Below are 26,825 nucleotides of genomic sequence, written 5' to 3' on the forward strand. Positions count from 1 at the left end.
GGCTCATGGGCGGTAATGGCTGTGATTTACTATGCAGCTATGATCTCACATTCAGGACTTATTCGCATCTTCCCTAGATGGTGCCTGCGGCTTCTATGCCATTGTTAACGCAATCCACGCACTTGAGCCCAGCCTTGATAAGCCTGAACTTTTTAGTCAAGTATTGGCCGCATTCCTAAGAGATGGCGACTATATGAGTTACTTTAATGGTACAAAACGGGGAACCATAAAGAATACGCTAAGCCGAGTACTGAGCTACCTTAATTCCCATTTCGATATGTACCACGATAAAACTCAAGAACTCTATGAATTTGAATTTTCTATTCCATATTGGTTGAACGACACGTCACGCAATAGGAAACAAGTACTTAAGCAGATAGCTCAAGCGGATAATGCAAAAAACTGTGTTTGCATTGTAGGCTACGACCATCAGACGGGAGGCCATTGGTCAGTTGTTATGAAGGTTTCTGACAAAGGCTTACATATGCTCGATTCCAATTACGAAAAAAGTATCATCCCACTCGATGAAATTGCTATCGATGGTTCTAAAAAGCCACGCCCATCAAAACCATATAGATTTACGTCAGAAGATATATTTGTAATCAGAAAAAAATGGCTTGGTGAGCTTACAGCTTTATAGAACAGCCGCATTCAAAATCCAACTCAACCACCAACTCAATTGACATACCTTTGTGTGACTGCCAGCTTAAATGTCTCAGCCCACTTATCGGTGAATATGAAATTTCACACCGCGACACCAAACACAACAAAAAACTCATATTGAATGCATATATGTTTTTAATATTGCTTTATTGGTGTATACTCACCTACGTAAACTTCGTTAAACAAATACGTGGAATAAAGGAGTCTAATTACGTGGCAATAACCGCAAAAATGACTATCGAAGTCACTGGCGATGCTGATGAGGTCGCCCTCTTTTATCAGAAAGTTTTTAACACATCGGCCTTACCAGCGGAGAACTCTGGATCGCAAGCTACTTCAGTAAGTCTCAATATTGATGACGATAAGAAAAAGCAAAAAATCGTAAACGCGATGAAACAATTTAATCAGCATGGAATTTTGCTAATTGTCGCTGTACTGAGCACGGCGAAAGAGTACGCTCAACGTGAGGATGTGTATTCCTTTGCAAGCTTTTCAGATATCAAACACTGGTATGAGGAAAAGAAACTCAAAATCAACGAACGTCAAATATCCAATCGAGTTGGCGCACTCAATAAGCAAACAAGCAAGTTAGAGATTGCTCCGATGGCCACTATTTTCAAAGATAGCTTTGAAACTATTGTACGTGTTCCACTATGGGTAGATGAGGTTATTAATGCCTATGCTAATGAAATAAATGCAGATGAAGATGTACCCGAGAAGTTCGAAGCTTACACAGAAAGTACTTGGCACCAATTTTTATGCGAGATCTACGATGTTAAGTTAGTTACCGACGAACTCACCGTTGATGAAAATGGCGACGTGGGGTTGGATGCATTAAGAAATTTCGTTAGCGCTGAAGATTAATTAAGTTGGAGACAACCATGTCAGATTATCCGAATCTAAACAAAGAACTTTTACAGTGTATCGTCGCAGAAGAATCTATATTGCATAACTTTTTTACAACGCTATCAGAGCAATACCAAACGAATCGCTCTGAAATCACGCTAAAAAATATTGCCAAATACATGAATGCCAGAGGACTTTACAATGAGCCCACTAACCGCTCACTTTGGAAAGCGCTTGGCAAACTAGAAGGATGCAACTGCGGTAAACGCATTAAAGGCTCGCGGAGCAATGTAGCAAGATTTAAGTTTTTTTACGACATGCTGGATTTAGCTGAGATAGCACTTTACCCCGACAACCAAAGCCACGAAGATTCGTATCGTGACGTGCAAACCGAAACATCACCAGAGCCGACTGTAGAAACCGACGATGTGCATGACAACGACTGGTACAGTCATTCTCTCCTTTTAAGGCGTCACTATGACTTCAATATCGAGTTACCGTTTAAATTTACCGAATCGCAAGCAAGAAGACTCTCTGACTTAATAAACTCTGCGGTTATGTCTGAAGACGATGAACCAGATGAATTGAGCGCAGACGAAATTGATTTAACGTTTTATTTAGACGCGCAAACACCCATTGACATTGCATTGCCCGCAGATTTGACTCAATCTGAATCATCCAGGTTATCAAGCTTTTGCCATAGTTTGGCCCGCGTTAGCGACTTTGACGGCTTTTAAAAATAGACAGTAAAGAACCAACTAGCTGTAATTAAACGCCGCGTGTGTCGGCTAATCGAACTTTGATTTTAAGTAAGCAGGTAATGTGATGAAAAGAGTGTTTTGGGTTAACGTAAACAGCAGCTACAAGGAAGTCGTAGACGGAAGTTTTTTATGGGCACCAAAACTCGGTGTGCGTAAAGATGGGGTTAATTTTAAAAGACCAGGATGGGAGCAGCTTAAAAAAGTCTCTCCTGGCGATATTGTCTTTATGCATCGTAAACAGCACATTGTGGGCGTAGCAACTGCGGCATCTGCAATGTATGACAGTGAAATCCCAGGAACGCGTAAACCAACCAACCCTGATTATTTGGGCAACAAGATTGATATATCTATTCGTTTATTGCAGACGCCTGTAAGCACGGAAGAGTTTAAAGACAACTTTATCCTCAATTACAATAAACAGTGTACCCCACTGTTATTTAACAAAGAAAATAACGTCACACAGTCATACCTGTATGAGATACCCTTTGCTGCTGCTTTTTATCTTAGTGACGCGCTTGGCTCACAGTTCCCAGCGTCCATCTTATCCGCTCTTAAAAATGATGATTGAGCCTTTCCCATCAATCAACGTTTAGAAGTTAAACCTTGGTTTGTAATATCGTGGATAAATCAAAAATCTTTTCAGCATGCGACAATTTTTGTCGCATGTTATATTTATGCTATGGTGAAGTCTAAGTCACATGAGCCAGTTCCCCCCCAATGAGTGCATTTCAACGCAAGCTCGACATTCTTCAATTTGTGCCTTCTGCACCTAGAAAGGTATCTAGCCGACAAATTTTTGAAAATTTACAAAACTGCGGTCATCACAATATCGATATGCGCACGGTGCAGCGGGACTTAGTCAGCCTAGAAAATATTGGGCTATTTGGGTTAGACGTTGATAAGCGTTCGAAACCTTACGGCTGGTTTATAAACGCTAATTTTAAGAAGCTCAATTTAAGCTTGATGGACGGCAATACCGCTCTAGCATTTAAAGTGCTTGAACAATCAGGTGCCACACTACCAAATTCTACACTTAAAGAAATGCAGCCTTACTTTGCAAAAGCGAGCCAGGTCTTAGAGCAAGATAGTGATTCTTTACTTACAAACTGGCTAAGATCGGTGGCGGATTCGCAAGTTTCCCAGCCGCTCATCCCCCCAGAAATAGATGCTGCTTCGTTTGAACGATTAAAAAGTGCAATCTTTTTTAAAAAACAAATCTCTGCCGATATTAAGCGTATTTTTAGTGGCGGCAACGAAATGGTTTGGAAGCACTACGACAGAGTTAACCCTATGGGACTGGTTAAACAAGATGGCAGGCAACTCTTTGTGTGCACTTTTGGATCGCTACACACAAGGCGGTACGCGTTGCCGTTACAGTTTATTAGAAACGTTACCGTAACAGATGAAGACTGCCAACAAGAGTTCGGTGAACAGGAAAATATTCAAACCTTGTCAGCTAATAACAAAGAAGACATTCAGCTTGAGCTATTGGTTAAAAATAACTCTTTATTTTTACTTCACGGCTACAGACTGAGTAACGACCAAGTCATTACGCAATCTATTCAGGCAGATAAATCTCTGCTGACAGCGACTGTTAAAGACACTAATAAATTACGAGCATTTCTGAGAGGCTTGGGCGACAACATAGAGGTCATCGCCCCTCAAAAACTGAGGCAGTATTTTGTTGAGCTTTCTAACAAGTTATATGTGGCTTATTTAGGAGATGTTGATAATGTTGATTGACTTATGTATCGCCAGTCGCTTCTTCTCTCGTAATAGCAAATAGAGGTTAGTCAATATGACAGTATCAGCGGGTAAAAAAAGCAGTTTGGCTCAAAGCGACTTTGGCTCAGTGACCGATTACGATTCTGAAAAAGGATTTGGTTTTATAGAAGGTCATTTTTCGGGCATCGAGGTATTTTTTCATATTAACACTATTAAAAAAATTGATCCCGAATTGGCAAAAAAGATAGATAGTGGAGCTTATGAGTTAGGGAACGACTTGGACAGTCCCAGCTCTATGTGTTTTTGGTATGAATTTGGAAGAAGTACTAAAGGCCCCCGGGTAGAAAGATTGATAAATACCCGTAGTAAAAGAAATAAGGCGATAACAATCCTACTGGAAGAGGAGTTGAGTAAACCTGTCTATGTACCGCGGCGCTTGATTGATGAGTCAGAAAAGTTCATTGAAAATAGTAAGCTTGAAGAGTTAATTGAACTAAACAAATGTTTAATTAACGAGAAAAATTATACTTATATTGAGAACAGCAGGAACAATATTGAATTGCTTAAAAAAGAACAGATTCGGAGGCTAGAAGCAAGTAAGTTACCGTTTGCGAATTTGAGCGACCTAGACATTGCGTTAAAGATTCAAGAACTAACTGAGAAGATAGAGCTTTTGGATGGCACTGCAGAGAGAAACCGATTAGCTGCTGAAGATGAATTTCGAAGTCTATTAGAAGAGATAAAACCATTTGCGTTTGAGACAAGCAGTGAACTGTCAAAGTATATTGTTGAGAACAGGCTCGGTGAAAAATACAAACACATCACTGGAGTCGCTACCATGGCAAAGGGAGAGGAGACTTGGCGATTCGAAGGTGCGGTGTTAGAACCTTATTATAGGCGGCTATGTAATGCGTTATATTTGAATGATAAAAATAGTGGAGCAAGGATTAAGGAATTTGAACTGTACTCCGAAAGTGCATTTGAAAAGAATAACCATATCTAGTATCGATGAGACGAAATCAAGTTAGTTTATTTGAGACGCCAAGTAAAACAACGACCATGCCAGCTACGTCTATACAAAAGGTTTGTTTATTATTTTTAATGCAACAAAAATCAGGGTATATCCCTGCCCTGCAGCCTAACAAAAGCAGGTATATCCAAGTATGCAGCGTCCTTCTTAGATGAACTAGGCACAGATGCTTGCTTCATGGGTATCACATTTTTCTCTTGTTCGAAGTTTTGAATCGTTGAAGGCACACCAGTGGCGATGACTAACACTTCACCAAAGTGCGGTAATTCTTCAGATAACGTTACGCCTGTAATAATAAGAGTTTGAGGGCCATCTACTAAAGATTGGAGTGTCGCTAGCATTTCTTCATACATGGCTAAACTAGGCTCTTCTCTGCACGTAAGCTGCGCGATAACGCCCTGCGCCCCAATTATGTTTTGCTTGTCTACTAATGGGTTCTCTAGGGCATGTTTTAGTGCTGAGCTTAGTGAACTGTCATCTTCAGCTATACCCACACCTAGCGCAGTATCCCCTTCTAAAGACAGAATGTGACTGAAATCATTAATGTCGACGTTGATATAACCCGTGTTCGTAAGCATTACGATAATGGCTTCGACAATTCTGTGCATTTGAGTGTCACAGTGACGAAATGCAGAGAGAAGCCCTACGGTTTCATCTAGTGCAGAAAGCAATGAATCGTTAGACATAACGAGTGTTGCGTTCGCTTTGCTTCGTATTGTTTCGAGTGCGTTTCTAGCAATGTCGCTTCGCTTGCCTCCTTCGGCTTTGAAAGGAAGCGTAACAAAACACATCACATCGATATCACTCTCTTTGGCTAAATCAATTAGGATTGGCGTTGCACCACTTCCAGTGCCACCTCCCAGGCCAGCGATAATGATAATCAGGTCAGCATCTTTTATTAATGTCGTTAAGGCATCTTTACTCTGAATGGCAGCATTGCTTGCTACATCCGGGTCAGCCCCAGCGCCATAACCCTTTGTTGTCGCTTCACCTATCAATACCACTTCATGATTTGTACATCTATGTAAAGCGGCGATATCGGTGTTAACAGAGCTAAACCTGATATTTTCATGTGAGCAAAGACTGGCCATGTTGCTTACTGCATTACCACCACAGCCTCCCACGCCAATAACGTGAATGTTAATTTGTTCAGTTCTAATGTTTTGCATGTGCTTACTTTTGAAAACTAATGTCTTGTAAGCATGGGGCAACTATGCGGCAAAAAATGACGCATAGGGTTGATGACCGCCTATTGGATAGCTCCCATAGGCGTTTTAGGCACCAAAATTACTCTTCATCATCAGAGTCTTTTTTAAATAAAAAGCCAATACCTAAAATGATAACCGCGGTAAGGAAGGCGAAAGGAATCATTAAGCCAGATTCAAGAATTTGAGTAAGGTAGTCCATAATGAAACCTCAGATAGTAAGTTTTGATTGAGCTACAAGCTTTATTGCTCTTCTGGCTCTCGATGGATGGCGTTTTGCTTACGACGCTATTTCTTGTTTTTGGACCCGGTGGGTTTGATGTCTTTAAACTGCTGCATAGATTTCCACAAAGCCCTCTGAGTTTCTTTTCGGTGCAGAGCAAGTCGCACAATGCCGTCTTTATCAAACTCAATATGCTGCAAGTCGACAGAATGCTCTTTATCTTTGTTTGTCATAAAATATTACCCCTGATGGAATTGGACAGAAGACCCCATGGTTCTCTTCAAAACCTACAATAATGCAATCTTATAATCGCGCTACTTTATGTCTGTTCCTTTGAGTCTTCTCTATCAAATCGTTGTATCTGAGTCGCTATGTTAAGCTTCGCGGAATACTTCAATTGCTCTTTCTCGCAAGTCCAGATGTGACGCAAAATATCGGCATACCTAGGGTTTGTTTGGGAAAGTTGTTTGAGCGCTGAAGCACAAAGCTCTAACGTTAACGAGTCATGGTTTACCATTGTTCCTGTAGCGGTGTAGATCATAGATTCAGATAATGTGACGGTTTTGCCTATATCGTGAAGAAGCGCGCCAACAATACCTAAAGCCTTTTCATCTTTTCTACCCACCATGTTTTTCGCAAATAACTCAGCTACCCGGATGCTGTGTCTTAACAAGCCACCAATATAGTTATGGTGATAATTTAAGCTTGCTGGGTTTCGAAGAAATGGCACCATTATTCGGCTTTGAGTCAAAGTATGCGCAACGAAGCGTCTTAACGCCTCATACTCAATGCAATCTACTATTTTAACCAAACGCGCAACATCTTCATGATTCGCAGATGCATCTCTAGGAATTAAGCGTATATGTCTGTACTTTTCTGGAATTTCATCAACAGCATAGATAAAGACAGCAACATATACCTCACCAACGGTTGTTTTAACTTTCGTTGCTTCAACATGAACAAATCCAAAGTGAGAAAAGTGTTTTGTATCGCAATCAATTTGTGTGGCTATTATCTCAAACTGGGTAAATGCATCCATTAACGTAATCACCCAATACGGTCTACCATGCTGGTTAAACCTAACTACGAAACCAGCCATGCAGTAAAAACCTTTAAAACGAGAAAGTTTTTTCGCTTCTGAAAGCTCCGGCTGCAATGAATCAATTTTCATCGTTCTGCCCTCTTTGTTGATACCAGTATAAGACTCGACCTAATTCACCTTTACAGTGTATTAAGTGCTAAAACTATAAGTTCTGGCTGTTCTCAGATAGAACGTTTGAAAGTAGTTGCTCGAACGCAGAACCATCTCTTCGAGTGAGGTTTGGTACGTAGCGACTGTAAATCTCAAATAGCATTTTTGTGTTTGCGTGACCCATTTGACGCGCTATCCATTCGGGCGCTTCGCCTGATGCTAACCACAACGTTGCAGCGGTATGGCGAGTTTCGTATGGCCTACGGTATTCCATACCGATTTTTTTTAACGTAGGTTTCCAAACCCGATCTCTTACATTGCCATGATCTAACGGGTTACCTTGGGAATTCGGAAATACAAATTTCCCATCTCCAGAAACCTCGAACTGGTTTTGAAGCGCTTCCTTGACCAATGTCGACATTTGAATGTCGCGCATGGACCCACGAGTTTTGGTTGAGTCCATTCGCCCTTGTACAAACGTCTCTCTGATACTTATCGTGCCCAAATCAAAATCAACGTATTTCCACATTAGGCCATCAATTTCAGCGGTTCTCATGCCAGTAAAAAAACGTACTGTGTAGTAATTCCGAAAGTCGACACGCACTGTTTTCAAGAAGGTAAGCACTTGTTCTAGTGAAAATGGATTAACATCTCGCCGGTCTACACGAAGCGGTGCAATATTTTCAAATTGGCAGCGGAAACCAAACCTGTCAGCCGCCTCGCGTAAAATCATTCGAAGTGGTGTCATGATGTGGTTTACAAAGTCGGTTGAAAGTTGAGTACCATCAGCTTTTGGCTGCATCAGTTTGGCGCGGTATTTCAAAATAGTCGGGCGGTCTATTTCGCTAACATCAAAACCCGCAAACTCTTTAGTGAGATACGAGAATACATAAATTCTCATGCTATTAACGTAGCTCTGCTTCCAACGTACCTCGTTTTCAGAAAACCACTCCTGGGCAAAGTCTTCAAACGCCCTATTATTGTGCCCTTGAAGCGCGTTAGACGCTTTTTGGTACGTAGCCAACATCGCTCGCTTTATGCGGCTTGCCTGTTCATCTTCTTTAACAAAATTTGAAGCCTTTTTTGAATCGGGAAAGTAATCGCTGTACACAAAGCATTTTAAGCGAATATCTGACTCAATTTGCTTAAGTAGCTTTTCAAGCTTCTTCCTGTTAGCCCGGGTATCTGGCAATGCAGTTTGCTCTCTACATCGTGTATTTAAATATCTGAAATCAAGATAAAGCTTAGATTCACGAACATTGATACTACCCATGACACACTCTCCCAGATGCCATGGGAATGTATGTAGCGTTGCGAACAGCACTTTCATACAAATACGCTTCTACCTCTTCCCAAATGTATAGAATTTTTCTACCATTGAATGGTCGAATGTAATGCTTACCTTCGATGAAAATTGAGTCTCGCAGCTCCGCATTGATATAGTTGGCGCTAAACTTAATTCGGGCTGAGAGCTCTTTTGCTGTGAGTAACGTTTGTATCATAAAGGCCTCCTTTGACCTGTTTTCGTCTTCACAAGACAAATATACAAGTCATTTTTCGTCTTATCAAGACAATTTTGTATATTTTTTGGTAACCGTATTTTGATTAAGTACAAGATAAGAGAGCTGGTAAAACAGAAATCCGAGCAAGAAGGCAGAAAAATAACGCTTTCGTTTTTAGCTAATGAAGTGGGTATTCAAAGCTCAGCCATGAGTAAAATAGCCAATAACACTGGCTATCACACTAGCATCACGACGCTGGAAGCTTTGTGTAAATTCTTTGATTGTAAAATTGAGGATGTGATTGAGTATGTGCCGGATTAACTCTACGATTTAGAAGTATCTTTTCCGGCTTTTTTCAAAAAAAGAAACCAAGAGCAGTTACTTTTAGCATTGCTACACTTTGAAATTCACAATGCAATTGTGCACTGTTACATCTCTTATTGACCTTCTCATCGCCCCTAAGGTCCACTTTCCTCAGTAGTATTTTCTCTAGGGGCAATTGCAAACGTTCCGCATAGAAAACAAATTGATAAATAATCTAGCGCTGAAACCTCCGTATCAGTATTGGACGCTAACTTACTCTCCATTCTTCTTTCCATTCCGAAAAAATATCACTCTCAAAAATCATTACACTTCCCAAAAGAAACAAAACGAACATATGAATGACTTACATTAGCCATTTAAGCTTGCGACAAGAACCAAAATGATGCTATTTTGTAATTACAGTTTCCAATAAGACCTTTTGAGAGATTTAATTATGTTAGATAGAAATAAATTTGAAATAGAAAGAGAACAGTTTTTAGAAGCTTTCTGCGAAAAGATCACGTCCATACTTGGATTAGAAATGAACGCTAAATTCAATGAGACACGATTTTATAGATTTACGGATATAGCGTTTGAACTAGCGAACTTTGGAACTATGGATAACTTTCTAGGGTTTGATGAATTTGATTTAGTAGCGTTCGTCGAAACGATGGAAACCATGTTGCCAACTGTCGCAAACAACATGAACATCGAGGAAGAGTACCCTACTCTCACTACGGCTGTTAGTTGCTTAGGGCTATATTCATCGCTCTACATTGTTGAGGACGAAGACGTTGCGAACTACTGCGAAATCACCCATGAAGCAGTTGCTGCTGTTTTGGGTGTTAAGGTCAGCACGCTCAAAAACATGGTTTCTCTTAAATCGTTGGCAGCAATGAATAATCAGGAACTACGTCAATACTTAGAGTCACAGGAGCGTTTCAAACCTTTTAAGCAGTACGATAGTGTGTCTCTTGACGCTCCATTGGAATTATCTAGCGTAAGAACCTGCAGTGCGCTCATTTATGCGATAGAGCACCGCGCTATCAAGTATAACCTCGTTGATGCCTTGGAAACGGTTTATTTGAAAACAGGTGTTAATGCTGACTCTGATAGTAATATTAAGTTTATCGCTTTATTTTCCCTCAACGGTGATATTGCTCGCAAAATTGGAAGTTTCTTGGGAAAATTGAATCTTGATTTGCCGTCTCTCAACGTGGCTGTAGAGAACGTAGCGCATGAAATGACTTCAGCATTGGCAAATAGCTCTTCATTGGAAAACTACTTACGTCCCTCAGAACAGTCAGGGGATCGTGATCCCCTTGAAGCCACTGCCAAACCAAACGCATTTCAAAAACCGAATATTTCTTTCACCGCTGATAATCTCGGCGACTACCTAAAAGTAGAATATGATTTTTCTACTCACCCTGATGACAGGAGCAAAAATAAGAAACTTTTTGCATTAAAAAAAGGCCGTCTGTCGATCGCCATCGAAAGAACGAAAACACCGAGTATTTGGGTGACTCACAATATGGCAAAGCGACTCAATTCAAGCGATTTTGACATAACTTGGTACGAATCTTCTGAAGATGGTGTCGGGAGGCATAGCGGTCTTCATACTTATAAAGAGTTTCATACCGCGGCTATCGCGAAAGTAAAAGTAAAATCATTTGATCATGCAGAACGCCTAATTAGCCAACTTCTGTAAAAAACATTGTTACATAAGGATTTTTCAATGCATTCATCAATAGCTAAGGCACAAGTCAAAGGCACGTTCAGAGTAGCAAATGATGTTCTCGACAAATACAACGCTGAAGCCGAAAAAAGAGTTGGCCAAAATAAACCCTTTTCCAGAAAAAGTATGACCACTTACGTACAAAATATCTTTGATATGTATGGTGACCTATTGCTATTTCATAGAATAGATAAGCAAAACAGTAGCTGGCACTTCGACTCACTGAATCTTGCAATTAACCCTGACCCCGCTGATTTTGGCGAGCTAGGAATATTGCACTGCATAATTTGCGAAAGAGTAGTCACACGAAACATAAGAGTTAGAAGGCAGCCTTACCACCACTACTCATCAAAGTGCTATGTACATGAACACTTTTTACAACGGGTACATCAACGTGCTTCGACCCTACAAACACAAAACATTAAAAACATGTTGATGAGCATGGTTCTGTGGCTTAACAAGCATCACCGAGCGTCCGACAGACAGGCAGCCAAACTCTTTTTCGTTAGCGGAAAGCATGTTGTGGTCGTTACATATCATGCAAAGCTTGATGTTTATGTGTTTAACACCGTTCTCTCTAAAGAAATGTTTTCTTTTAAACAAGAACAGGATTTCCAGCAAGCTTATGTGTTACTCAATCAAAGCGAAAATGATTTCGTGTGCATCAACGAAGCCGGGGAATTAATAGATGCCTTTAAAGCCAGAAACGAATTATCCCCAGATGAAATATTGTCAAATACCACGTTCTTTAACTTAGACTAAGGACAGAGTGATGTTGCCCACACACGGAAAAATAGAATGTAGAGTCTGTTACCAAAGCACAAAGGAAAAAGTAATCGAACCCGCATTACAATGGCGCATGGTCAACAAACCTGGTGCTTGCGGTTCATCTAACCCGGAATATCTTGTTCTGGGCTTTTCTAAAGGATTTACGTAAAAGTTAAACCTTTTCTTTTAATGAAAAATATCCTGAAGAGGCTCACTGGGAACTGCCTGTACCACTAAAATAGGCATTCGACACCTATGGGACATCAACGATTAGCTTGAAGTGGTTGGGCGAAGACTTCTAAGGTGTAAATAAATCGGAGGGTAGATTGGCCCAACCATGAGTAATGATATGGACCAATTACTTTTACGCGTTTGAGGACGCTTTCAAGTCAGCCAGGGCTTTTGTAAAGATTTCGTCACTGAAACCAAGAACCTTGCCATTACTTCTAAGTGAGTGCGGGCTTCTCAAGCTATACTCAACTTTTGATTCACCACGATACAGGTTTAGAGTAACACTAATACTTACTGAAGTATTATCCATGTACAGAACTTTTGACTCTGACACCCATTGAACCCCATTCTCTTTTTCTCTAAAAGTTAAGCCAAACTCTCTTATTAAGTTGGCTTTTACTGATTGAGGATCAAGAGCAACATCAAATTCACCATCAAGATAAGAGAATTTATCAATATCTACAGTCTTATCTTTGTCTAATATGCGCTGGGTCCAAATAAGAACGTTTTCATCGCTTATCGGTGGAGACATTGTAAGCCCGACCGCATTTGTATCTGGCGTTACTGATGCAGTTTTCGGGGGAAATAGTGTAACTGAAAACTGCTCATCGTTTTCTGTTAACTCATAGGGAAATGTCTGTACCGTAGTTGCTTTGTCTTCTCTTCCAGTTGAGTAAGTAGCAGTTTTAAAGTACGTTAAAACAAACTTGCCATCAACACGACTAACTTCACTTCCCCACCTTTCTGACAACCCAGAACTACCATTTGAGTCGTAGCATCCGCCCTTCGAAAAAAACTGGAGCTTTGGCATTTGTAGAATGCACCATTGTCTCGAATATAACTTTTTACAGCACTTAATACATCGTTGGCGCTTAACTCTTTTACGTTCGAAGAGTCCACTTTAGAGAAGATAAATGTTTTCGATTGAACGTTAGATATAGGGAACGAATACGGTTCTGATGAGGTCATGCAACCTGTTAACAATACTGAAAATACCATCCCTATAAAAGCTATTTTGCTCTTTTTCACTTTACTACCTTTTAAGATTATTTTTTATTGTGAAGGATTTCAGGCAGAAGAGACTTGCGAGGGCGATTAAATATTCAACGGAGTCCAATATTTCTATTACATAATCCAAAATACGTCATCGATCATCCATCTGCTTCAGACCCGATTGACTATTGAACTATCAAACCTTCCATGGAATGTGTCATAACACACTTGAATAATAACTGTTTTAGATTCTTTTTCAATAGCTTGAGGATTATCTATTCATCTTTCAACTGATTAGGTAACAATTAGTTATTGTTTAAGTGCTATGTTTCGCTCGTCAAATCTTTAGCACATTAAGTGCACCTGGCTGACGAGGCCAGCGGTGCAAGCCAAAACCTTCTATTCAATATTTTTAATAATTAATTTAAAACTTAACACACTGTTATGGGATTTAACTGAAAGGAGTAATTCCATGACATTTTATTTATCTAATAGTAAGCAAGTTAAAGTACAAGGCCAGATCTACGATAGCTTGTCCGCAGCAGCCAGAGCCTTCGGATTAAATAGCGACAAAGTGCTAGAGCGAATCCGCTGTGGATGGAGCATCTATGAAGCGCTTGAAATTGTTGAACGAGAATTACCATCTTTAAACTATCAAAGCCGTATTGAGGAATTCGCTGCCCAAGAGAAAATTAAACCTGGTAGTGTAGGAAAACGCCTTTCTTTAAGACGAAAACGGATTAGAGAGTGGCTTAACCTGCCGGGCCACTCCCCTACTCGTCATAGCAATGCCTTAATTGTCATAGATTCAGAAGGGCGTACATTCAGCAGCTTAAAAGAAGCTACTGCCAAAAAAGGCATGCATCGCTCAACATTAAAAAACGGCGAATTGAAGCTTGTAAAAGTGAAGAAATACGCCTTTGAGTCGGAAATGTCTATTTCCGCCGAATCCATCTTACTTTTATGCGCTCATCCGAATTTACGGTTAAAAGATGACTTATTTTCTTCTGATGGCCACTACATACTTTTAGATAATCAAGTGCTCCTGAATTTGTTTTTCCGGAATACTGGGAGTAATGAATTTATTGCATTTGCATCGATTGATGGCGTCACGTTATTTGGTGTTCGCTGCGCAGTAAAAGGCTACGGCATACTTTCAAACAGCATATTGTTTCGTAACGCCACTTCGCTAAAAGCTAATGAAAAAACTGCATTGCACAATTTAATGCGTGGTTGTGCAAAGCAGAATTGGGAAATGTTCTTGAATGACTTTGCTAAATACAAAATGCCATAGAAAGAAAACTTCATGGATTTTTAACGGTAAATAACAAAGGAATGAAATGGCAACTTGGTCACGGATGGTCACGAATTGTGACCACTCGTGACCATCCTGACAGTATTCATCTGTTCTCAAAGGAAAAAAGAAAAGGAAGCAGAAACTCAGAAAAAACTGCGCAAAACCGATTAATTCAATGATGGCAATAGGTTAGGAAACTTAGATATTGTAAGAATGGGGCTGGAAAAAGTTTTTAGAAGAAAAATAAATGGTGCGTCTACCCTGATTCGAACAGGGGACCTCTACCATGTCAAGGTAGCGCTCTAACCAACTGAGCTATAGACGCATATAGAATTTTGTTGCACCTGATAGGTAGGCGAATGCCAAGCAACGGCGCGTATAATACTTAGCACGAGCGTTGCCTGCAAGGAAAACTTATCAAATGACGATTCAAGTGACTAATTTGACAGCAATTAGCCATTTTCTTCAACAATTGCGATTAACTTAAATCATTTTAAATGGAAGCGGCTTGATAGCGTCCACTAAGGATCCGTCGTTAACAGCACGCATAAAATATTCACCCAACCTGTCGGTTTCTTTCAATACTGTTTGCCAATACTTGATGCGCGTTTTTGCATCGAGTACTTCAAAATCTTTCCTATCGGGGATTTTGCTATAAGGCAAATTAGCAACAAACGATGCCGAAGGCACAAGCATTACAACGTTATCGTAGCTTGAACGATGAGGCACTCTGCCCTTCAAGCCCTTGTCGAACCAGCCTGGAATGGGCTTGTCATAAAAATGGGGATATAACACTAAGCCATCATCTGGTCCGAAGGACAAGTCGAAATGGTAGTCAATAATACCGCCATCTCTATACATTCCGGCTGGCGCGCCTTCAATTTGCTGTACGCCCTCAATAACCACAGGAATAGAACCAGACGCTAGCAGCGCGGTATGAATATTTCCATGCGTTAAGGCATGGTACTGAGTAGGCAGTTGATACGGGTCGTTTATCGCAAACTCCGTACCCGGCGTTGAGAACACGTAGCGCTTATATAAACGAGAAAGGTGTCTTCGGTTCACTGTATTGGCCGCTGCACTCATCGCCAAGCCCGAAAGTTGCCTAAACTTACTTTCAAAACGAGTAGCACCTAAACACTTAGCAACGATCAGGTGCGCTTTAAAGCGGGAGTTAGACAGCACTTCTTGCTTACCTGCTTCATCCACCATTTCTTTCAGCAGGTCTTCAGCTTTAGCCGTAATTTCTCTAGGCGTAGGCTTATCACTGCTATAGGTCGTTGTTGAATAAGAAGAGGCTAGACGATTTATGGCTGCTAGGGGATCATTTTGAACAGCGCAAATGGTACGAAACGCACCTGCTGAAGAGCCAATCACATGAATTTGATGCTTAACGTTGGCAAACCACTCAGGGAACAGTACGCGGTCTAGACCAGCCAGAGAAAACCATTTCGGACCGCCAGATGCCCCCAGAAAATAGCTAAATAACTCAGGCGTAAACCCGTTTTTCATTATGGATTCACGTGCTTTTTTACCTGCGTATATTTCTAAGGGTGCCACTCTATGTCCTCGCTGTGCGCTAAATAGAAGCGCTGTATAAAGCGCTTGTTAAATATTTAGGGGGTAGCAAGCCATGACTTATAAATCCAATAACTTCCCCATATAATCAGTTTCGAGGGAATTTATCAGTTAAAGGCGCGAAAGTAACCTTTATAGCAATGTCCTCACATCTGCTCAGACCAGAATTTTCAAAGTCTTCACCCGAATCTTAAGGCGTTAGTGCATCTATCACTTTTACAAATATTCGATACTCATCCTCAGTGATATTTTCCAAACGCTTATTTTGCCAAGCCAAAATTTTAGGCAACAGCGCCCGATAGATTCGTTCTCCTTCCACTGACAATGAAATTAATGTGGCCCGTTTATCTCGCTTGCTCACACGCTTAACGATAGCATCTCGCTTAACCAATCGCTCCAGCGCTCGCGAAACCTGCACTTTATCTAGTCGTGTTGCAATAGCGATTTCTTTTGCCGTTAGCAGTGATTTTGGCGAGCTTTCATTTCGGCCGCCTAATGTGGCTAAGATTCGCCATTCTGGTTTAGTAAGTTTATATTCTGCATATTCTTTTGAGAGCGATTCACTTAAATCGCTTGCAAGCATGGCTACCTTGTAGGCAAGCATATCTTCTAACTGCATGTTTTAAGCCCTTATCACTGTATTACTCTTGCTATTTTTACTTCTGTGACCGCCTTAAAAGCCATGGTTGTTTTTCATTTACCTTAGGCGTTACTTATACCCACAGTGTCGCTACCATCGTTCGAGCGTTTAGGCGCGTTCAACATTAACTCAGGTAACTTTCACAGCTAACATCGTGCATTAAAAACACGCAATACGTGTAACCTTGTAATGGCCCTCACATAAAAGGTGTAAAGCTAGCGTACCAAATGACGTTGGCTCCATTCCCTCTACTCGCCCTTCGCCATTGATTTACATTTCATTTACCTCTAGCCTAAATCACATAGTTTCATTTGTAACTACTTTATTTTGCATTCATCTGTACAGCCACGTCGATGGCCGCCTATGAGAGGGTTTATGGATAATTTGTCGTATTTAACGGGTTTTAATAACGAGCACGAGACAGAGGCACTGCCGGGTGCCCTTCCTAAAGGCCAGTTCAGCCCACAAAAAGTGAATTATAAGCTTTACGCTGAACAGTTTAGCAGTACAGCATTTACTGCCCCACGAGCAGAAAACCGCCGCAGCTGGACCTATCGTTTACGCCCCTCTATTGCTATGGGCGACTTTGAAAAAATTGATAACGGCCTGTTAAGAACAGCACCTGAGTCTGATGTCCATTGCCCTCCGAATGTACTTAGGTGGGACCCTGTACCCTTACCAGAAAAAGACGTTGATTTTGTAGACTCGCTTGTCACCATTGCCACTAACGGTGACGCTAAAGCCCAAGTAGGTATGGGCATTCATTGCTACAGTGCCAGTGCTAATATGCAAAATCGTGTTTTCTACTCATCAGACGGAGAAATGCTTATTGTCCCTCAGCTAGGTGACATGCTGATCACCACCGAGTTTGGTAGGCTCAACCTGTCTGTAGGTGAAATTGCCGTTATTCCTCGTGGCGTTCGATTTTCGGTTAACCCTATAAATGGGCCAATTCGCGGATATATATGCGAAAACTACGGTCATCCTTTTGTGCTGCCAGAGCGCGGCCCGGTAGGCGCGAATGGCTATGCGAACCAGCGTGATTTTTGCTATCCCACGGCCTGGTTTGAAGATAATGAGACGCCTCACACTTTGGTAAACAAGTTCTGTGGAAATTTGTTCGAAGCAAAACTCGATCACTCTCCCTTTGATGTGGTGGCTTGGGTAGGTAACTCTGCCCCTTATAAATATGATTTGTCCCGTTTCAACGTTATGAACACCGTAAGTTTTGACCACCCGGATCCATCGATATTTACCGTGCTTACCTCACCATCTGAGCTGGAAGGTACGGCGAACGTTGACTTCGTTATTTTCCCTCCAAGGTGGATGGTTGCTGAAAATACTTTTCGCCCGCCGTATTACCACAGAAATATTATGAGCGAGTTTATGGGACTAATTGAGGGGATGTACGACGCCAAAGAACACGGTTTTGTGCCGGGCGGGATGAGCCTTCACAACTGTATGACTCCCCATGGCCCAGAAGCTGAAGTATTTGAAAAAGCCTCGAACGCCGAGCTTTCACCGCAGCGCTATGAAAACACGCTGGCGTTTATGTTTGAATCTCGCTATGCCATTGCGCCAACGGAGTTCGCTTTAAACAGTGATATTCGTCAACGAAATTATTTGGCGTGCTGGAAAGGCCTTAAAAAGTACTACGATGGTGAAAAATAAGCGCCCTGGGATTTGTAACGTTACACGTACCGATACCTAAACAAGCAATTGTACTGATTTTTGAACACTACCGACAAGCATCACCTTTGCTCAATAGCATTTATTTTCAACAAGTTAGGGGAAGTTAGCTTTCCCTAACTCAGCATCTCACTCACGGGTGAAAACAAAACGTTACAGCTTCGCTTTCCATGCCCAAAATCCTTGAACTCGACACCTATTGCTTGCTTTTTCACTGCGCCCTTACAATCAGGTAACAATTATAAAATGTGATTTACGTTGAGGATGTATCGCTATGGCTGATTTGTTTGAAAACCCTATTGGTTTAGACGGGTTTGAATTTTTAGAGTTCACTGCGCCTAAAAAGGGCATGTTGGAACCCATTTTTGAAGCTATGGGCTTTACCCTTGTTGCTCGCCACAAATCAAAAGACGTGGAATTATGGCGTCAAGGCGACATCAATTTATTAAGTAACTACGAAAAGAAATGTCATGCAGCCTATTATGCCGAAGAACACGGTCCATCAGCGTGTGGTATGGCATTCCGCGTTAAAGATTCACAGCACGCATATAAAGAAGTGCTTGCCCGCGGTGCTCAGCCTATGGATACCCATACCGGTCCAATGGAACTGAAACTCCCTGCTATTAAAGGTATTGGCGGTGCGATGCTTTACCTTATAGACCGTTATGAAGGCGAAAATACCATTTACGACATCGACTTCAATTGGATTGAAGGCGTTGATCGCCATCCTGAAGGATGTGGCTTCCATACGCTCGATCACCTCACCCATAATGTGTACCGCGGCCGCATGAATTTCTGGGCAGGGTTCTACGAAAAGCTATTCAACTTTAAAGAAATTCGCTATTTCGATATTAAAGGTGAATACACGGGTCTATTATCGAAAGCAATGACTGCACCAGACGGTAAAATTCGCATACCGCTAAATGAAGAGGCGGTTGGCGGTGGTGGCCAAATTGAAGAGTTCTTAATGAAGTACAATGGTGAAGGTATTCAGCATATCGCTTTCGCTTGTGACGACCTAGTGGCGTGTTTAGACAAGCTTAAAGCGAAAGGCATGAAGTTTATGACGCCTCCACCAAATACCTACTACGATATGCTTGAAGAGCGTCTTCCTGGGCACGGCGAAAACGTAGATGAGCTACAAAAGCGCGGTATTCTATTGGACGGCACAACGGAAAATGGTGAGCCTCGCCTACTGCTTCAGATATTTTCTGAAACCGTTTTCGGCCCAGTATTCTTTGAATTTATCCAACGCAAACAAGATGAAGGTTTCGGCGAGGGTAACTTCAAGGCACTATTTGAGTCGATTGAACGCGATCAGGTAAATCGCGGCGTGCTAAACAAGTAATTCGATAGCTAACACAATACTAGGGCAGCAAGTCTCATCACTTGCTGCCTTTTTCATAAAGCGCGCACGCAGCGCCGCTTGGGTCAATAATGACACAAAAGCTGTCTTTGCCGTGATGACGTATATCACCCGCCTGTTTTCCACCTTTGGAAGTAACTTCTTTCAACGCGGCATCTAGATTTTCTACGGTAAAGTAATTAATCCATCCGCTTGGGTACTGCGCGTTTACACCCTGCTTATGACAAATGCCGCCTACAGGTGTGCCGTCGGCCTTCATCATGACATAATCATTGTAGCCACCCATATCTATGGGCTCTTTCTTCCATCCAGTTATACCAGTCCGCATAGATAATTGCCCACTCAGAAGGCGCTGGCAAGTTTCCTAGCAAAGCGTGGGAATGCAGGAATGGCTGTTCCCTTTCAAATTCCCAGAATGAAGCTAGGAAGCTTGCCAGACCTTCCCGAAGGGCGAGTTTAAAATGTCCGTACTCTTTGTTGTGTCACCTTGATGTAGAGCCACTATACCTGCGGTAACACGCCGCGATTACGAACATTTTAACTCTCGCTGAGTGGGTAATTATCTATGCGGACTGGTATTTCAGCTTCATAAAAGCTGACAAGTTCGTCTGCGTTTTCTACCGTAATATCGCACCATGAAGAATCTGACATTGTCTCTCCCTCTGTTTTTTGTTTAGGGCTGTTATTTTGTTAGGGCTCTATTTATGGTTGAGGCATTTTTCTAGTCAGCGCTCTTGTTCTGGTTAGAGATCAAATACCCAGTAAGCTACATAACTGATAAGCGCAATGCCCCATTGCTTCAATAAGCAAAACCCAAGACTAAATTAACTACTAACAGTAGTACCTTACTGAATATTTGTTAACTAATAGATTATTTTAATGTACCGATGTTTTAAAGGTAAAAAGGCTAGAGTCTATTGACCTTTGCTGTACATCAAAGATCAACATGGCAAAAAGAGCTCGATCATTTGAATCTCGCGTTTTAGTAATACGCAAATTTCTGAAAAAAGCCATGGTTGTCAAGCTAAGAAATTGCAAAATTGCAAAACATTTTTTATTTTAGTTGTAGACATGGCCTGTGGAAAATGCTTGTGAAATTGAGAATGTTATCCACTGAACATTGTTTGTACAGTTTATTTATCCCTTTAAATACATATACTTACAACAAAGCCCCAAACTACTCAACAAACTTATCCACAGATTAAGTGGATAACACGTAGCACTTAATCACAGTTAGTGGTTTAATGTGAATATCTTCGAAGTTATCTTTTTTTCGGTTTCTCATGCCCAAACAAACACTTTTAGTCAGAGAATCTTTGTTTACTATTCACAGCTTGGATCCTGAAACCAATATCCCCGCATCTGTGCTTAATAGCCCTCTTTTTTTCTTAGGTAAAACAGAAGATGAACTATCTATTGTTGTGCCTGACTCGGTAGACGTACCGTCACTAGATAGTGATGAAGGTTGGCGTGCACTTGAACTGTTAGGGCCTTTGCACTTGTCCATGGTAGGGATCATGGCCCAAATCGGCCAAGTGTTAGCATCAGCAAAAGTGGCTATATTTGTGGTATCAACCTTCGACACTGACTTCTTTTTAGTAAAAGACAATAAACTAAAAGATGCCATTAGTGCGCTTAAGAAAGCTGGCTATTCGGTAAGTGAGGACGTTTAATACCGTGAATGCTAAGCAACTACAATACGCACCAGACAGTTTTACCAAGCAGTTTGTAACTTTAAGCCCATTTTCAGGGCAAGTGGTTTCACTCTCACACATTGACGATCCCTATTATAAAAGTGGCCTTATGGGGCCTGGTGCAGCAATAAGCTCAACATCAAATACTGTCTTATCGCCTTTCGCTGGCAAAGTATTAACTGTTTCCCCGCTAGATTACGCAATCGACATACAGTCTAGCGCGGGCCTTAAATGCAAGATTAAATATGGTGGCGATACTAGTCATTTGCATGGCGCACAATTCGCCTGTTCTTTGAAGCGGGACGATGAAATAAGACTTAAACAAGTACTTTTTACCGTGAATGCTGCATGGCTAAAGCAGCGCGGTGTTAGCAATACCTGTTCAATGACGTTGCTTAATGCAAATGCGCTTATCGGCGTGGTGCCTACGCATCAAAAGTTTGTCGAAGCGGGCGAAGATACGTTGTTGACACTTTACCTCTAAGGCCTGTTGACCTAATTGTAAAACAGGCTTTCAGCCCTGAGTGATTTACTATTAAAAATCATCGCAAGTGAGTTTATCAACGTATCAACAGCTTGTATGATGGAGCACATTGAAAAACAAAAATGTACAGGCGCACTGTTTTCGGGCTATTGCGGTTTTCTATTTTCTCTAGCTCTTCGAAACAGCGCCACTTAATGGCACTGTTCTAACCAGCGTCTTTCATTTACAAACAACAAAGTAGTACGGAATAAATCACCATGAGCACAATCCTTTATGGGATCCCAAACTGTGACACCATTAAAAAAGCAAAAAAATGGTTAGCAGACAACGATATCGCTTTCACATTTCACGATTACCGCAAGGACGGGATAGATAACGACTTTCTTGTACGCGCCGAGTCTGAGCTTGGCTGGGAAGCAATGCTCAACAAACGCGGCACGACCTTTCGCCAGCTAGAAGAGCAAGAGAAAGCGAATCTAGATAAAGATAAAGCACTGGCCCTGCTAGAGCTTCATCCTGCCATGGTTAAACGCCCTATCCTTGTTCATGACAACGCGTTTTATATTGGCTTCAAACCCGCGCAGTATGAGGAAATATTTTGTTAAACGACTCTGTTATTGAAATTGCTAAACAATTAATAAACCGCCGTTCTGTAACGCCAGAAGACGCAGGTTGCCAAGAAGCCATGGGCGAGTTTTTAGGTGCTTTAGGGTTTAATAATGAAACCATGGTATTTGAAGACACGACGAACCTTTGGTCTCGCAGAGGTAAAGAAGGCCCGGTATTTTGTTTCGCAGGCCACACTGATGTAGTGCCTAGTGGCCCTGAGTCAGCATGGAAAACACCGCCATTTACCGCGACAGAAGTTGACGGCTATCTACATGGGCGCGGCGCAGCTGACATGAAAGGCAGTCTTGCCGCTATGCTAGTAGCCACCCGCGATTTTGTGAACAAATACCCTGATCACAAGGGAAGTATTGCCTACCTTATTACTAGCGACGAAGAAGGTCCGTTTATAAACGGTACCACCCGCGTTATTGATACCCTTGAAGCCCGCAACGAAAAAATTGATTGGTGTATTGTTGGCGAACCCTCTTCAACTGACGAAGTAGGCGATATCATTAAGAATGGCCGTAGAGGTTCATTAACGGGTGATTTAATAGTAAAAGGTATCCAAGGCCATGTCGCCTACCCTCATCTGGCTAAAAACCCTGTACACAGTGCAATGGCAGCCCTTGACGAACTAGCTAAATCCCATTGGGATAACGGCAACGACTTTTTCCCTCCCACCAGCTTCCAGATATCAAACATTCACGCGGGTACGGGTGCGGGCAATGTGATCCCGGGCGAGATGCACGTTTGCTTCAACTTCCGTTTTTCAACGGAAGTAACCGACCAAGTTCTCATTGAGAGAGTCACGGCAATTTTGGAAGCCCACGAACTGGAGTACGAGATTAAATGGACGTTTAACGGTCAACCCTTTTTGACCGATACGGGTGCCCTGTTAGAAGCCACTCAAGGTGCAATAGCGGCGGTTAAAGGAACACCTACCGTGCTGTCTACTGCTGGCGGTACATCAGATGGTCGCTTTATCGCGCCAACAGGCGCACAAGTGATAGAGCTAGGCCCGGTGAATGCCACTATTCACAAAATTGACGAGTGCGTGAAAATGTCTGATCTTGAACAGCTTGCTGATATGTACTTCGGTATCTTAGAACGCTTGCTGGCTAAATAGCCGCTATTGATGGTTATGAATCAAGTGCCAGAAAAAGCGTGGTTAGGCCAGCACAACGACTATCTCGTTGATGCTGGCAACGGCCATAGACTGCATCGCGACGTGATATCGCCGTTTCTTGCCATGCAAGATGCTGCGCAAAAAGACGGTATAGACTTACAGTTGGTCAGTAGCTTTCGAGATTTCGACAGGCAAACGGCAATTTTTAACCGCAAATGGGCAGGTCAAGCACAGCTTCTTGATACCAACGGTGATGAACTGCCATTCGAGGCACTAAGCGATAATGAAAAGCTTCATGCTATTTTGACATGGTCAGCACTTCCCGGCGGCAGTCGCCACCACTGGGGCACTGACATCGACGTGTACGACAGAGCTGCCGTGCATAACTGGGGGGGCAAGTTTAATCTTGTCGAACGCGAATACCTTTCTGGCGGACCGTGCCATGCCCTTTCATGTTGGCTAGCTGACAATATGGAACAGTTTGGCTTTTATCGCCCTTTTTCGGTTAATACGGGTGGCGTCGCAGTAGAGCCATGGCATTTAAGCTTTCGAAACACAGCGTGTGCTTTCGAAAACGCCAGGCACTTAGATGGCTTTACGAAAGCCATCGAACAAAGCGATATAGAAGGCAAAACATGTATTTTGCCACAGCTACCTAGCTTGTATAATCGCTACGTATTGAACAAAGGGCTGTAGCCTACGGAATTTTTATGAGTACTACCTGGGTCATCATCATTATTGTTTTAGTGTTGGGCGTTGTGATTGGGAATATCACGCTGCTTAAATACAGTGCTAGATTTAAATTTCCGACACCTTCTAAACCTTATGATGATAGTGACGACGATTCAAACAAGGACAGTGAAAGCGCGAATACATCCGTTAAAGACCAAGATAAAGACAGCAACACCCCAATGAAATAACCCTATTCTAATAGCGTCAATCGCGGCAATTTAATCGAAGCCTAAGTAAAGCTTTTATAATTCGAGGCTTTTATAATCAAAAGCTTGTACCCATTGTTTATGCCTACGCAGGCACTTCGGTATTAGGGCTCTAAATTATTCATTCACAAATCACTTTTCACATTTAAACACACTCTAAGAGGTTCTAGACGTGTCTAAAAAACAATCCTTACTGGGCAATATCGGCGTACAAGTTGTCATTGCCATGATTATTGGTACCGCGGTTGGTGCCTTTATGGGTGAAAGCGCTGAAATGTTCGCACCACTGGGTGCCATTTTTATCAATTTAATTAAAATGCTGGTCATTCCACTGGTAGCAGTAGCGCTTATCTCTGGCGCTGCGGGGCTTGGCAACAGCACTAATGCAGGAAAAATGGGGCTATCTACCCTTGCTTATTTTGCGTTAACGTCAGCACTTGCCGTAACACTGGCCCTCATTATGGGTGAAGTGTTTAAGCCAGGAATAGGTATCGACGTTTCTGCGGTAGAAGGTATGTTCTCTGGTGAATACGCCTCTAAAGGTGAGCTACCTTCATTTTGGGCTACCGTTACGGGTATGATCCCCACTAACGTATTTGCCTCGTTAACCAACGCGAACATTCTTCAAATTCTGGTGTTTTGCTTGTTCTTTGGCCTCGCCCTTTCTAAACAGCCTAAAAAGAACCGCGAGCCTATTTTAAATGGCGTGAACACTATCGTTGATGCCATGGTGTGGATGATCAACTGTGTGATGAAAATCGCGCCTATCGGCGTATTTGGTTTAATGGCAGAGGCGGTAGGAACATTTGGTTTTGCCGCGCTCATGGTGGTATTCAAACTCTTCTTGGTATTTACTGCGGCAATTTTAGTATTTGGTTTTGTGGTTTACCCCCTTTTGGTACAGCTATTTACAAAAACGTCGGCTAAATCATTTCTCGTGGCTATGAAAAAGCCTCAGGCGGTAGCTCTTTCAACCGCGTCATCCATGGCGACACTGCCGGTTACTATGAATACAGTAGAGAATGAGCTAGGTGTAAGAAACGCAACGGCATCTTTTGTACTGCCGTTAGGCGCCACCATCAACATGAGCGGAAATGCCATTTATTATGGCTTGGTAGCGGTGTTTTTTGCGCAGCTTTTCAATATAGATTTATCAATGGGTGCATATGTTGCCATCGTCCTAACCTCTACCCTTGGCGCGGTTGGTCAAGCGGGCGTTCCTGGGCCATCATTCTTGGTCGTTGCCGTGTTGCTTGCTGCCGGCATTCCCATTGAAGGTTTACCCCTGCTATTTGCCTTGGACAGAATTTTCGACATGATCCGCACAGCGCTAAATATTACCGGTGATGCAGCATGCGCAGTGATCGTAGATACGATTACCATTGATGCTGATGCTGTTGAAGAGCAAGCAATAGAAAATACGGCCAAATAAAGCCTAGTCTTACAGATAGAAAAGGGCAGCAAAGCTTTTTGAAACGCTTAGGCTGCCCTTTTTTGATTGGATTGTGTCGCTTTTTGCTTATCGCTATTTTATACCAGTCCGCATAGATAATTACCCACTCAGCGAGACTTAAAATGTTCGTAATCGCGGCGTGTTACCGCAGGTATAGTGGTTCTACATTAAGGTAACACAACAAAGAGTACGGACATTTTAAACTCGCCCTTCGGGAAGGTCTGGCAAGCTTCCTAACTTCATTCTGGGAATTTGAAAGGGAACAGCATTCCTGCATTCCCACGCTTCGCTAGGAAACTTGCCAGCACCTTCTGAGTGGGCAATTATCTATGCGGATTGGTATTGATCGGCACTTAATTGATAAACGTTAATTCACCAAAGCATACGCCCTTCATAATCTTATAAAGGGGTTGTTTTCACCGCGGTACCGCTAATGCTCACCATAAGCATACTGCCTTTATCGCCAATCACTTGATAGTCTAAGTCGATGCCAACCACAGCATTGGCGCCCATACTTCTCGCCTCGTGCTCAAGCTCAGTAAACGCTAACTTACGTGCGGTGGTTAACTCTTCTTCATACGACCCAGAACGCCCCCCCACGATGTCGCGAATAGAAGCGAAAAGATCTTTAAATACGTTTGCGCCCATCACGGCCTCGCCCACAACAATACCGTAATAAGCTTCAATTTTATGCCCTTCAAGCGTTGGGGTAGTTGAAACAATCATGCGTAACTCCTTTTAATGTGAACTGTTTATTTGTCGCTATTAAGGGCG

General features: G+C 42.1%; 29 protein-coding genes and 1 tRNA gene. 19 read left to right on the top strand and 11 right to left on the bottom strand.

The genetic code is table 11. The features are described from left to right. Window positions 1-193 precede the first annotated feature (193 nt). The 6 genes from NO989_RS05725 (at window position 194) to NO989_RS05750 (ending at window position 4,998) form a co-directional block, all read left to right on the top strand. The gene (locus NO989_RS05725) at window positions 194-640 is read left to right on the top strand and encodes a hypothetical protein (RefSeq protein WP_371342216.1); all 447 of its coding nucleotides are present in this window, start codon (window positions 194-196) and stop codon (window positions 638-640) included. A 236-nt stretch (window positions 641-876) separates the two neighbouring features. After that, a complete protein-coding gene (locus NO989_RS05730; protein WP_371342218.1) occupies window positions 877-1,527 on the top strand; it encodes a hypothetical protein in 651 nt (216 codons plus the stop codon). A gap of 17 nt (window positions 1,528-1,544) precedes the next feature. Beyond that, window positions 1,545-2,246 (top strand): hypothetical protein, encoded by a 702-nt coding sequence (locus NO989_RS05735; protein WP_371342220.1) that lies wholly within the window; start codon window positions 1,545-1,547, stop codon window positions 2,244-2,246. A gap of 85 nt (window positions 2,247-2,331) precedes the next feature. Then, a complete protein-coding gene (locus NO989_RS05740) occupies window positions 2,332-2,838 on the top strand; it encodes a hypothetical protein (protein ID WP_371342222.1) in 507 nt (168 codons plus the stop codon). A 149-nt stretch (window positions 2,839-2,987) separates the two neighbouring features. Next, a complete protein-coding gene (locus NO989_RS05745) occupies window positions 2,988-4,013 on the top strand; it encodes a helix-turn-helix transcriptional regulator (RefSeq protein ID WP_371342223.1) in 1,026 nt (341 codons plus the stop codon). Between the two features lie 55 nt (window positions 4,014-4,068). After that, complete coding sequence (locus NO989_RS05750; RefSeq protein ID WP_371342225.1) at window positions 4,069-4,998, top strand: cold shock domain-containing protein; 930 nt, start codon at window positions 4,069-4,071, stop codon at window positions 4,996-4,998. A 110-nt stretch (window positions 4,999-5,108) separates the two neighbouring features. Here the strand turns inward: NO989_RS05750 and NO989_RS05755 are convergent, their stop codons facing one another. The 5 genes from NO989_RS05755 to NO989_RS05775 form a co-directional block, all read right to left on the bottom strand. Continuing rightward, entirely contained in the window at window positions 5,109-6,194 is a 1,086-nt protein-coding gene (locus tag NO989_RS05755) for a cell division protein FtsZ (protein WP_371342227.1), read from the bottom strand. 324 nt (window positions 6,195-6,518) lie between these two features. Then, entirely contained in the window at window positions 6,519-6,686 is a 168-nt protein-coding gene (locus NO989_RS05760) for a hypothetical protein (RefSeq protein WP_371342229.1), read from the bottom strand. 86 nt (window positions 6,687-6,772) lie between these two features. Next, complete coding sequence (locus tag NO989_RS05765) at window positions 6,773-7,624, bottom strand: HD domain-containing protein (RefSeq protein ID WP_371342230.1); 852 nt, start codon at window positions 7,622-7,624, stop codon at window positions 6,773-6,775. Between the two features lie 73 nt (window positions 7,625-7,697). Continuing rightward, a complete protein-coding gene (locus NO989_RS05770; protein WP_371342231.1) occupies window positions 7,698-8,918 on the bottom strand; it encodes an Arm DNA-binding domain-containing protein in 1,221 nt (406 codons plus the stop codon). Further along, on the bottom strand, window positions 8,911-9,147 hold the full coding sequence (locus NO989_RS05775) for a hypothetical protein (RefSeq protein WP_371342232.1): 237 nt from the start codon (window positions 9,145-9,147) through the stop codon (window positions 8,911-8,913). The genes NO989_RS05770 and NO989_RS05775 overlap by 8 nt, the downstream gene beginning before the upstream one ends. Before the next feature lie 99 nt (window positions 9,148-9,246). Here NO989_RS05775 and NO989_RS05780 point away from each other — a divergent pair, with 99 nt between their 5' ends. The 3 genes from NO989_RS05780 (at window position 9,247) to NO989_RS05790 (ending at window position 11,947) form a co-directional block, all read left to right on the top strand. Beyond that, a complete protein-coding gene (locus NO989_RS05780; RefSeq protein WP_083638399.1) occupies window positions 9,247-9,468 on the top strand; it encodes a helix-turn-helix transcriptional regulator in 222 nt (73 codons plus the stop codon). Between the two features lie 436 nt (window positions 9,469-9,904). Further along, window positions 9,905-11,158 carry a hypothetical protein gene (locus NO989_RS05785; protein ID WP_371342233.1) on the top strand — a complete coding sequence of 418 codons (1,254 nt, stop codon included), beginning with the start codon at window positions 9,905-9,907 and terminating at the stop codon, window positions 11,156-11,158. A gap of 27 nt (window positions 11,159-11,185) precedes the next feature. Then, window positions 11,186-11,947, top strand: a complete 762-nt coding sequence (locus NO989_RS05790) for a hypothetical protein (RefSeq protein ID WP_371342234.1) — start codon at window positions 11,186-11,188, stop codon at window positions 11,945-11,947. 370 nt (window positions 11,948-12,317) lie between these two features. On the opposite strand, the gene NO989_RS05795 is transcribed toward NO989_RS05790, so the two are convergent. Next, on the bottom strand, window positions 12,318-12,995 hold the full coding sequence (locus NO989_RS05795; protein ID WP_371342235.1) for a hypothetical protein: 678 nt from the start codon (window positions 12,993-12,995) through the stop codon (window positions 12,318-12,320). A gap of 654 nt (window positions 12,996-13,649) precedes the next feature. Here NO989_RS05795 and NO989_RS05800 point away from each other — a divergent pair. Next, complete coding sequence (locus tag NO989_RS05800) at window positions 13,650-14,471, top strand: hypothetical protein (protein ID WP_371342236.1); 822 nt, start codon at window positions 13,650-13,652, stop codon at window positions 14,469-14,471. A gap of 251 nt (window positions 14,472-14,722) precedes the next feature. Here NO989_RS05800 and NO989_RS05805 read toward each other — a convergent pair. From NO989_RS05805 to NO989_RS05815, 3 genes are all read right to left on the bottom strand, one after another. Then, a tRNA-Val gene (locus tag NO989_RS05805) sits at window positions 14,723-14,799 on the bottom strand. A 158-nt stretch (window positions 14,800-14,957) separates the two neighbouring features. Continuing rightward, on the bottom strand, window positions 14,958-16,034 hold the full coding sequence (locus NO989_RS05810; protein WP_239246150.1) for a patatin-like phospholipase family protein: 1,077 nt from the start codon (window positions 16,032-16,034) through the stop codon (window positions 14,958-14,960). 208 nt (window positions 16,035-16,242) lie between these two features. Continuing rightward, window positions 16,243-16,671 carry a MarR family winged helix-turn-helix transcriptional regulator gene (locus NO989_RS05815; protein WP_239246153.1) on the bottom strand — a complete coding sequence of 143 codons (429 nt, stop codon included), beginning with the start codon at window positions 16,669-16,671 and terminating at the stop codon, window positions 16,243-16,245. 396 nt (window positions 16,672-17,067) lie between these two features. Here NO989_RS05815 and hmgA point away from each other — a divergent pair, with 396 nt between their 5' ends. Both hmgA and hppD read left to right on the top strand, forming a co-directional pair. Further along, complete coding sequence (gene hmgA / locus NO989_RS05820; RefSeq protein ID WP_239246156.1) at window positions 17,068-18,363, top strand: homogentisate 1,2-dioxygenase; 1,296 nt, start codon at window positions 17,068-17,070, stop codon at window positions 18,361-18,363. A gap of 292 nt (window positions 18,364-18,655) precedes the next feature. Beyond that, window positions 18,656-19,729: a 4-hydroxyphenylpyruvate dioxygenase gene (hppD, locus tag NO989_RS05825; protein WP_014949049.1), complete on the top strand. Its 1,074-nt coding sequence runs from the start codon at window positions 18,656-18,658 to the stop codon at window positions 19,727-19,729. 37 nt (window positions 19,730-19,766) lie between these two features. Here the strand turns inward: hppD and NO989_RS05830 are convergent, their stop codons facing one another. Beyond that, entirely contained in the window at window positions 19,767-20,075 is a 309-nt protein-coding gene (locus NO989_RS05830) for a VOC family protein (protein ID WP_231506449.1), read from the bottom strand. Window positions 20,076-21,030: 955 nt separating this feature from the next. Between NO989_RS05830 and NO989_RS05835 the strand changes: the two genes are divergently transcribed. The 7 genes from NO989_RS05835 (at window position 21,031) to NO989_RS05865 (ending at window position 26,030) form a co-directional block, all read left to right on the top strand. Beyond that, window positions 21,031-21,420, top strand: a complete 390-nt coding sequence (locus tag NO989_RS05835) for an ACT domain-containing protein (RefSeq protein WP_014949047.1) — start codon at window positions 21,031-21,033, stop codon at window positions 21,418-21,420. A 4-nt stretch (window positions 21,421-21,424) separates the two neighbouring features. Further along, the gene (locus NO989_RS05840) at window positions 21,425-21,925 is read left to right on the top strand and encodes a PTS glucose transporter subunit IIA (RefSeq protein WP_371342237.1); all 501 of its coding nucleotides are present in this window, start codon (window positions 21,425-21,427) and stop codon (window positions 21,923-21,925) included. 257 nt (window positions 21,926-22,182) lie between these two features. After that, window positions 22,183-22,530 (top strand): ArsC family reductase, encoded by a 348-nt coding sequence (locus NO989_RS05845; RefSeq protein WP_014949045.1) that lies wholly within the window; start codon window positions 22,183-22,185, stop codon window positions 22,528-22,530. Then, window positions 22,524-23,660 (top strand): succinyl-diaminopimelate desuccinylase, encoded by a 1,137-nt coding sequence (dapE, locus tag NO989_RS05850; protein WP_371342238.1) that lies wholly within the window; start codon window positions 22,524-22,526, stop codon window positions 23,658-23,660. Before NO989_RS05845 ends, dapE begins: the two co-directional genes overlap by 7 nt. Window positions 23,661-23,669: 9 nt before the next feature. Next, the gene (locus tag NO989_RS05855; RefSeq protein WP_187447306.1) at window positions 23,670-24,356 is read left to right on the top strand and encodes a M15 family metallopeptidase; all 687 of its coding nucleotides are present in this window, start codon (window positions 23,670-23,672) and stop codon (window positions 24,354-24,356) included. 14 nt (window positions 24,357-24,370) lie between these two features. Beyond that, window positions 24,371-24,580: a DUF2897 family protein gene (locus NO989_RS05860; RefSeq protein WP_014949042.1), complete on the top strand. Its 210-nt coding sequence runs from the start codon at window positions 24,371-24,373 to the stop codon at window positions 24,578-24,580. 190 nt (window positions 24,581-24,770) lie between these two features. After that, complete coding sequence (locus NO989_RS05865) at window positions 24,771-26,030, top strand: dicarboxylate/amino acid:cation symporter (protein WP_371342239.1); 1,260 nt, start codon at window positions 24,771-24,773, stop codon at window positions 26,028-26,030. 420 nt (window positions 26,031-26,450) lie between these two features. On the opposite strand, the gene NO989_RS05870 is transcribed toward NO989_RS05865, so the two are convergent. Then, a complete protein-coding gene (locus NO989_RS05870; RefSeq protein WP_014949040.1) occupies window positions 26,451-26,777 on the bottom strand; it encodes a heavy metal-binding domain-containing protein in 327 nt (108 codons plus the stop codon). Window positions 26,778-26,825 lie beyond the last annotated feature (48 nt).

It is taken from the genome of Alteromonas sp. DY56-G5 (assembly GCF_041414725.1).
Lineage (GTDB): Bacteria > Pseudomonadota > Gammaproteobacteria > Enterobacterales > Alteromonadaceae > Alteromonas > Alteromonas macleodii.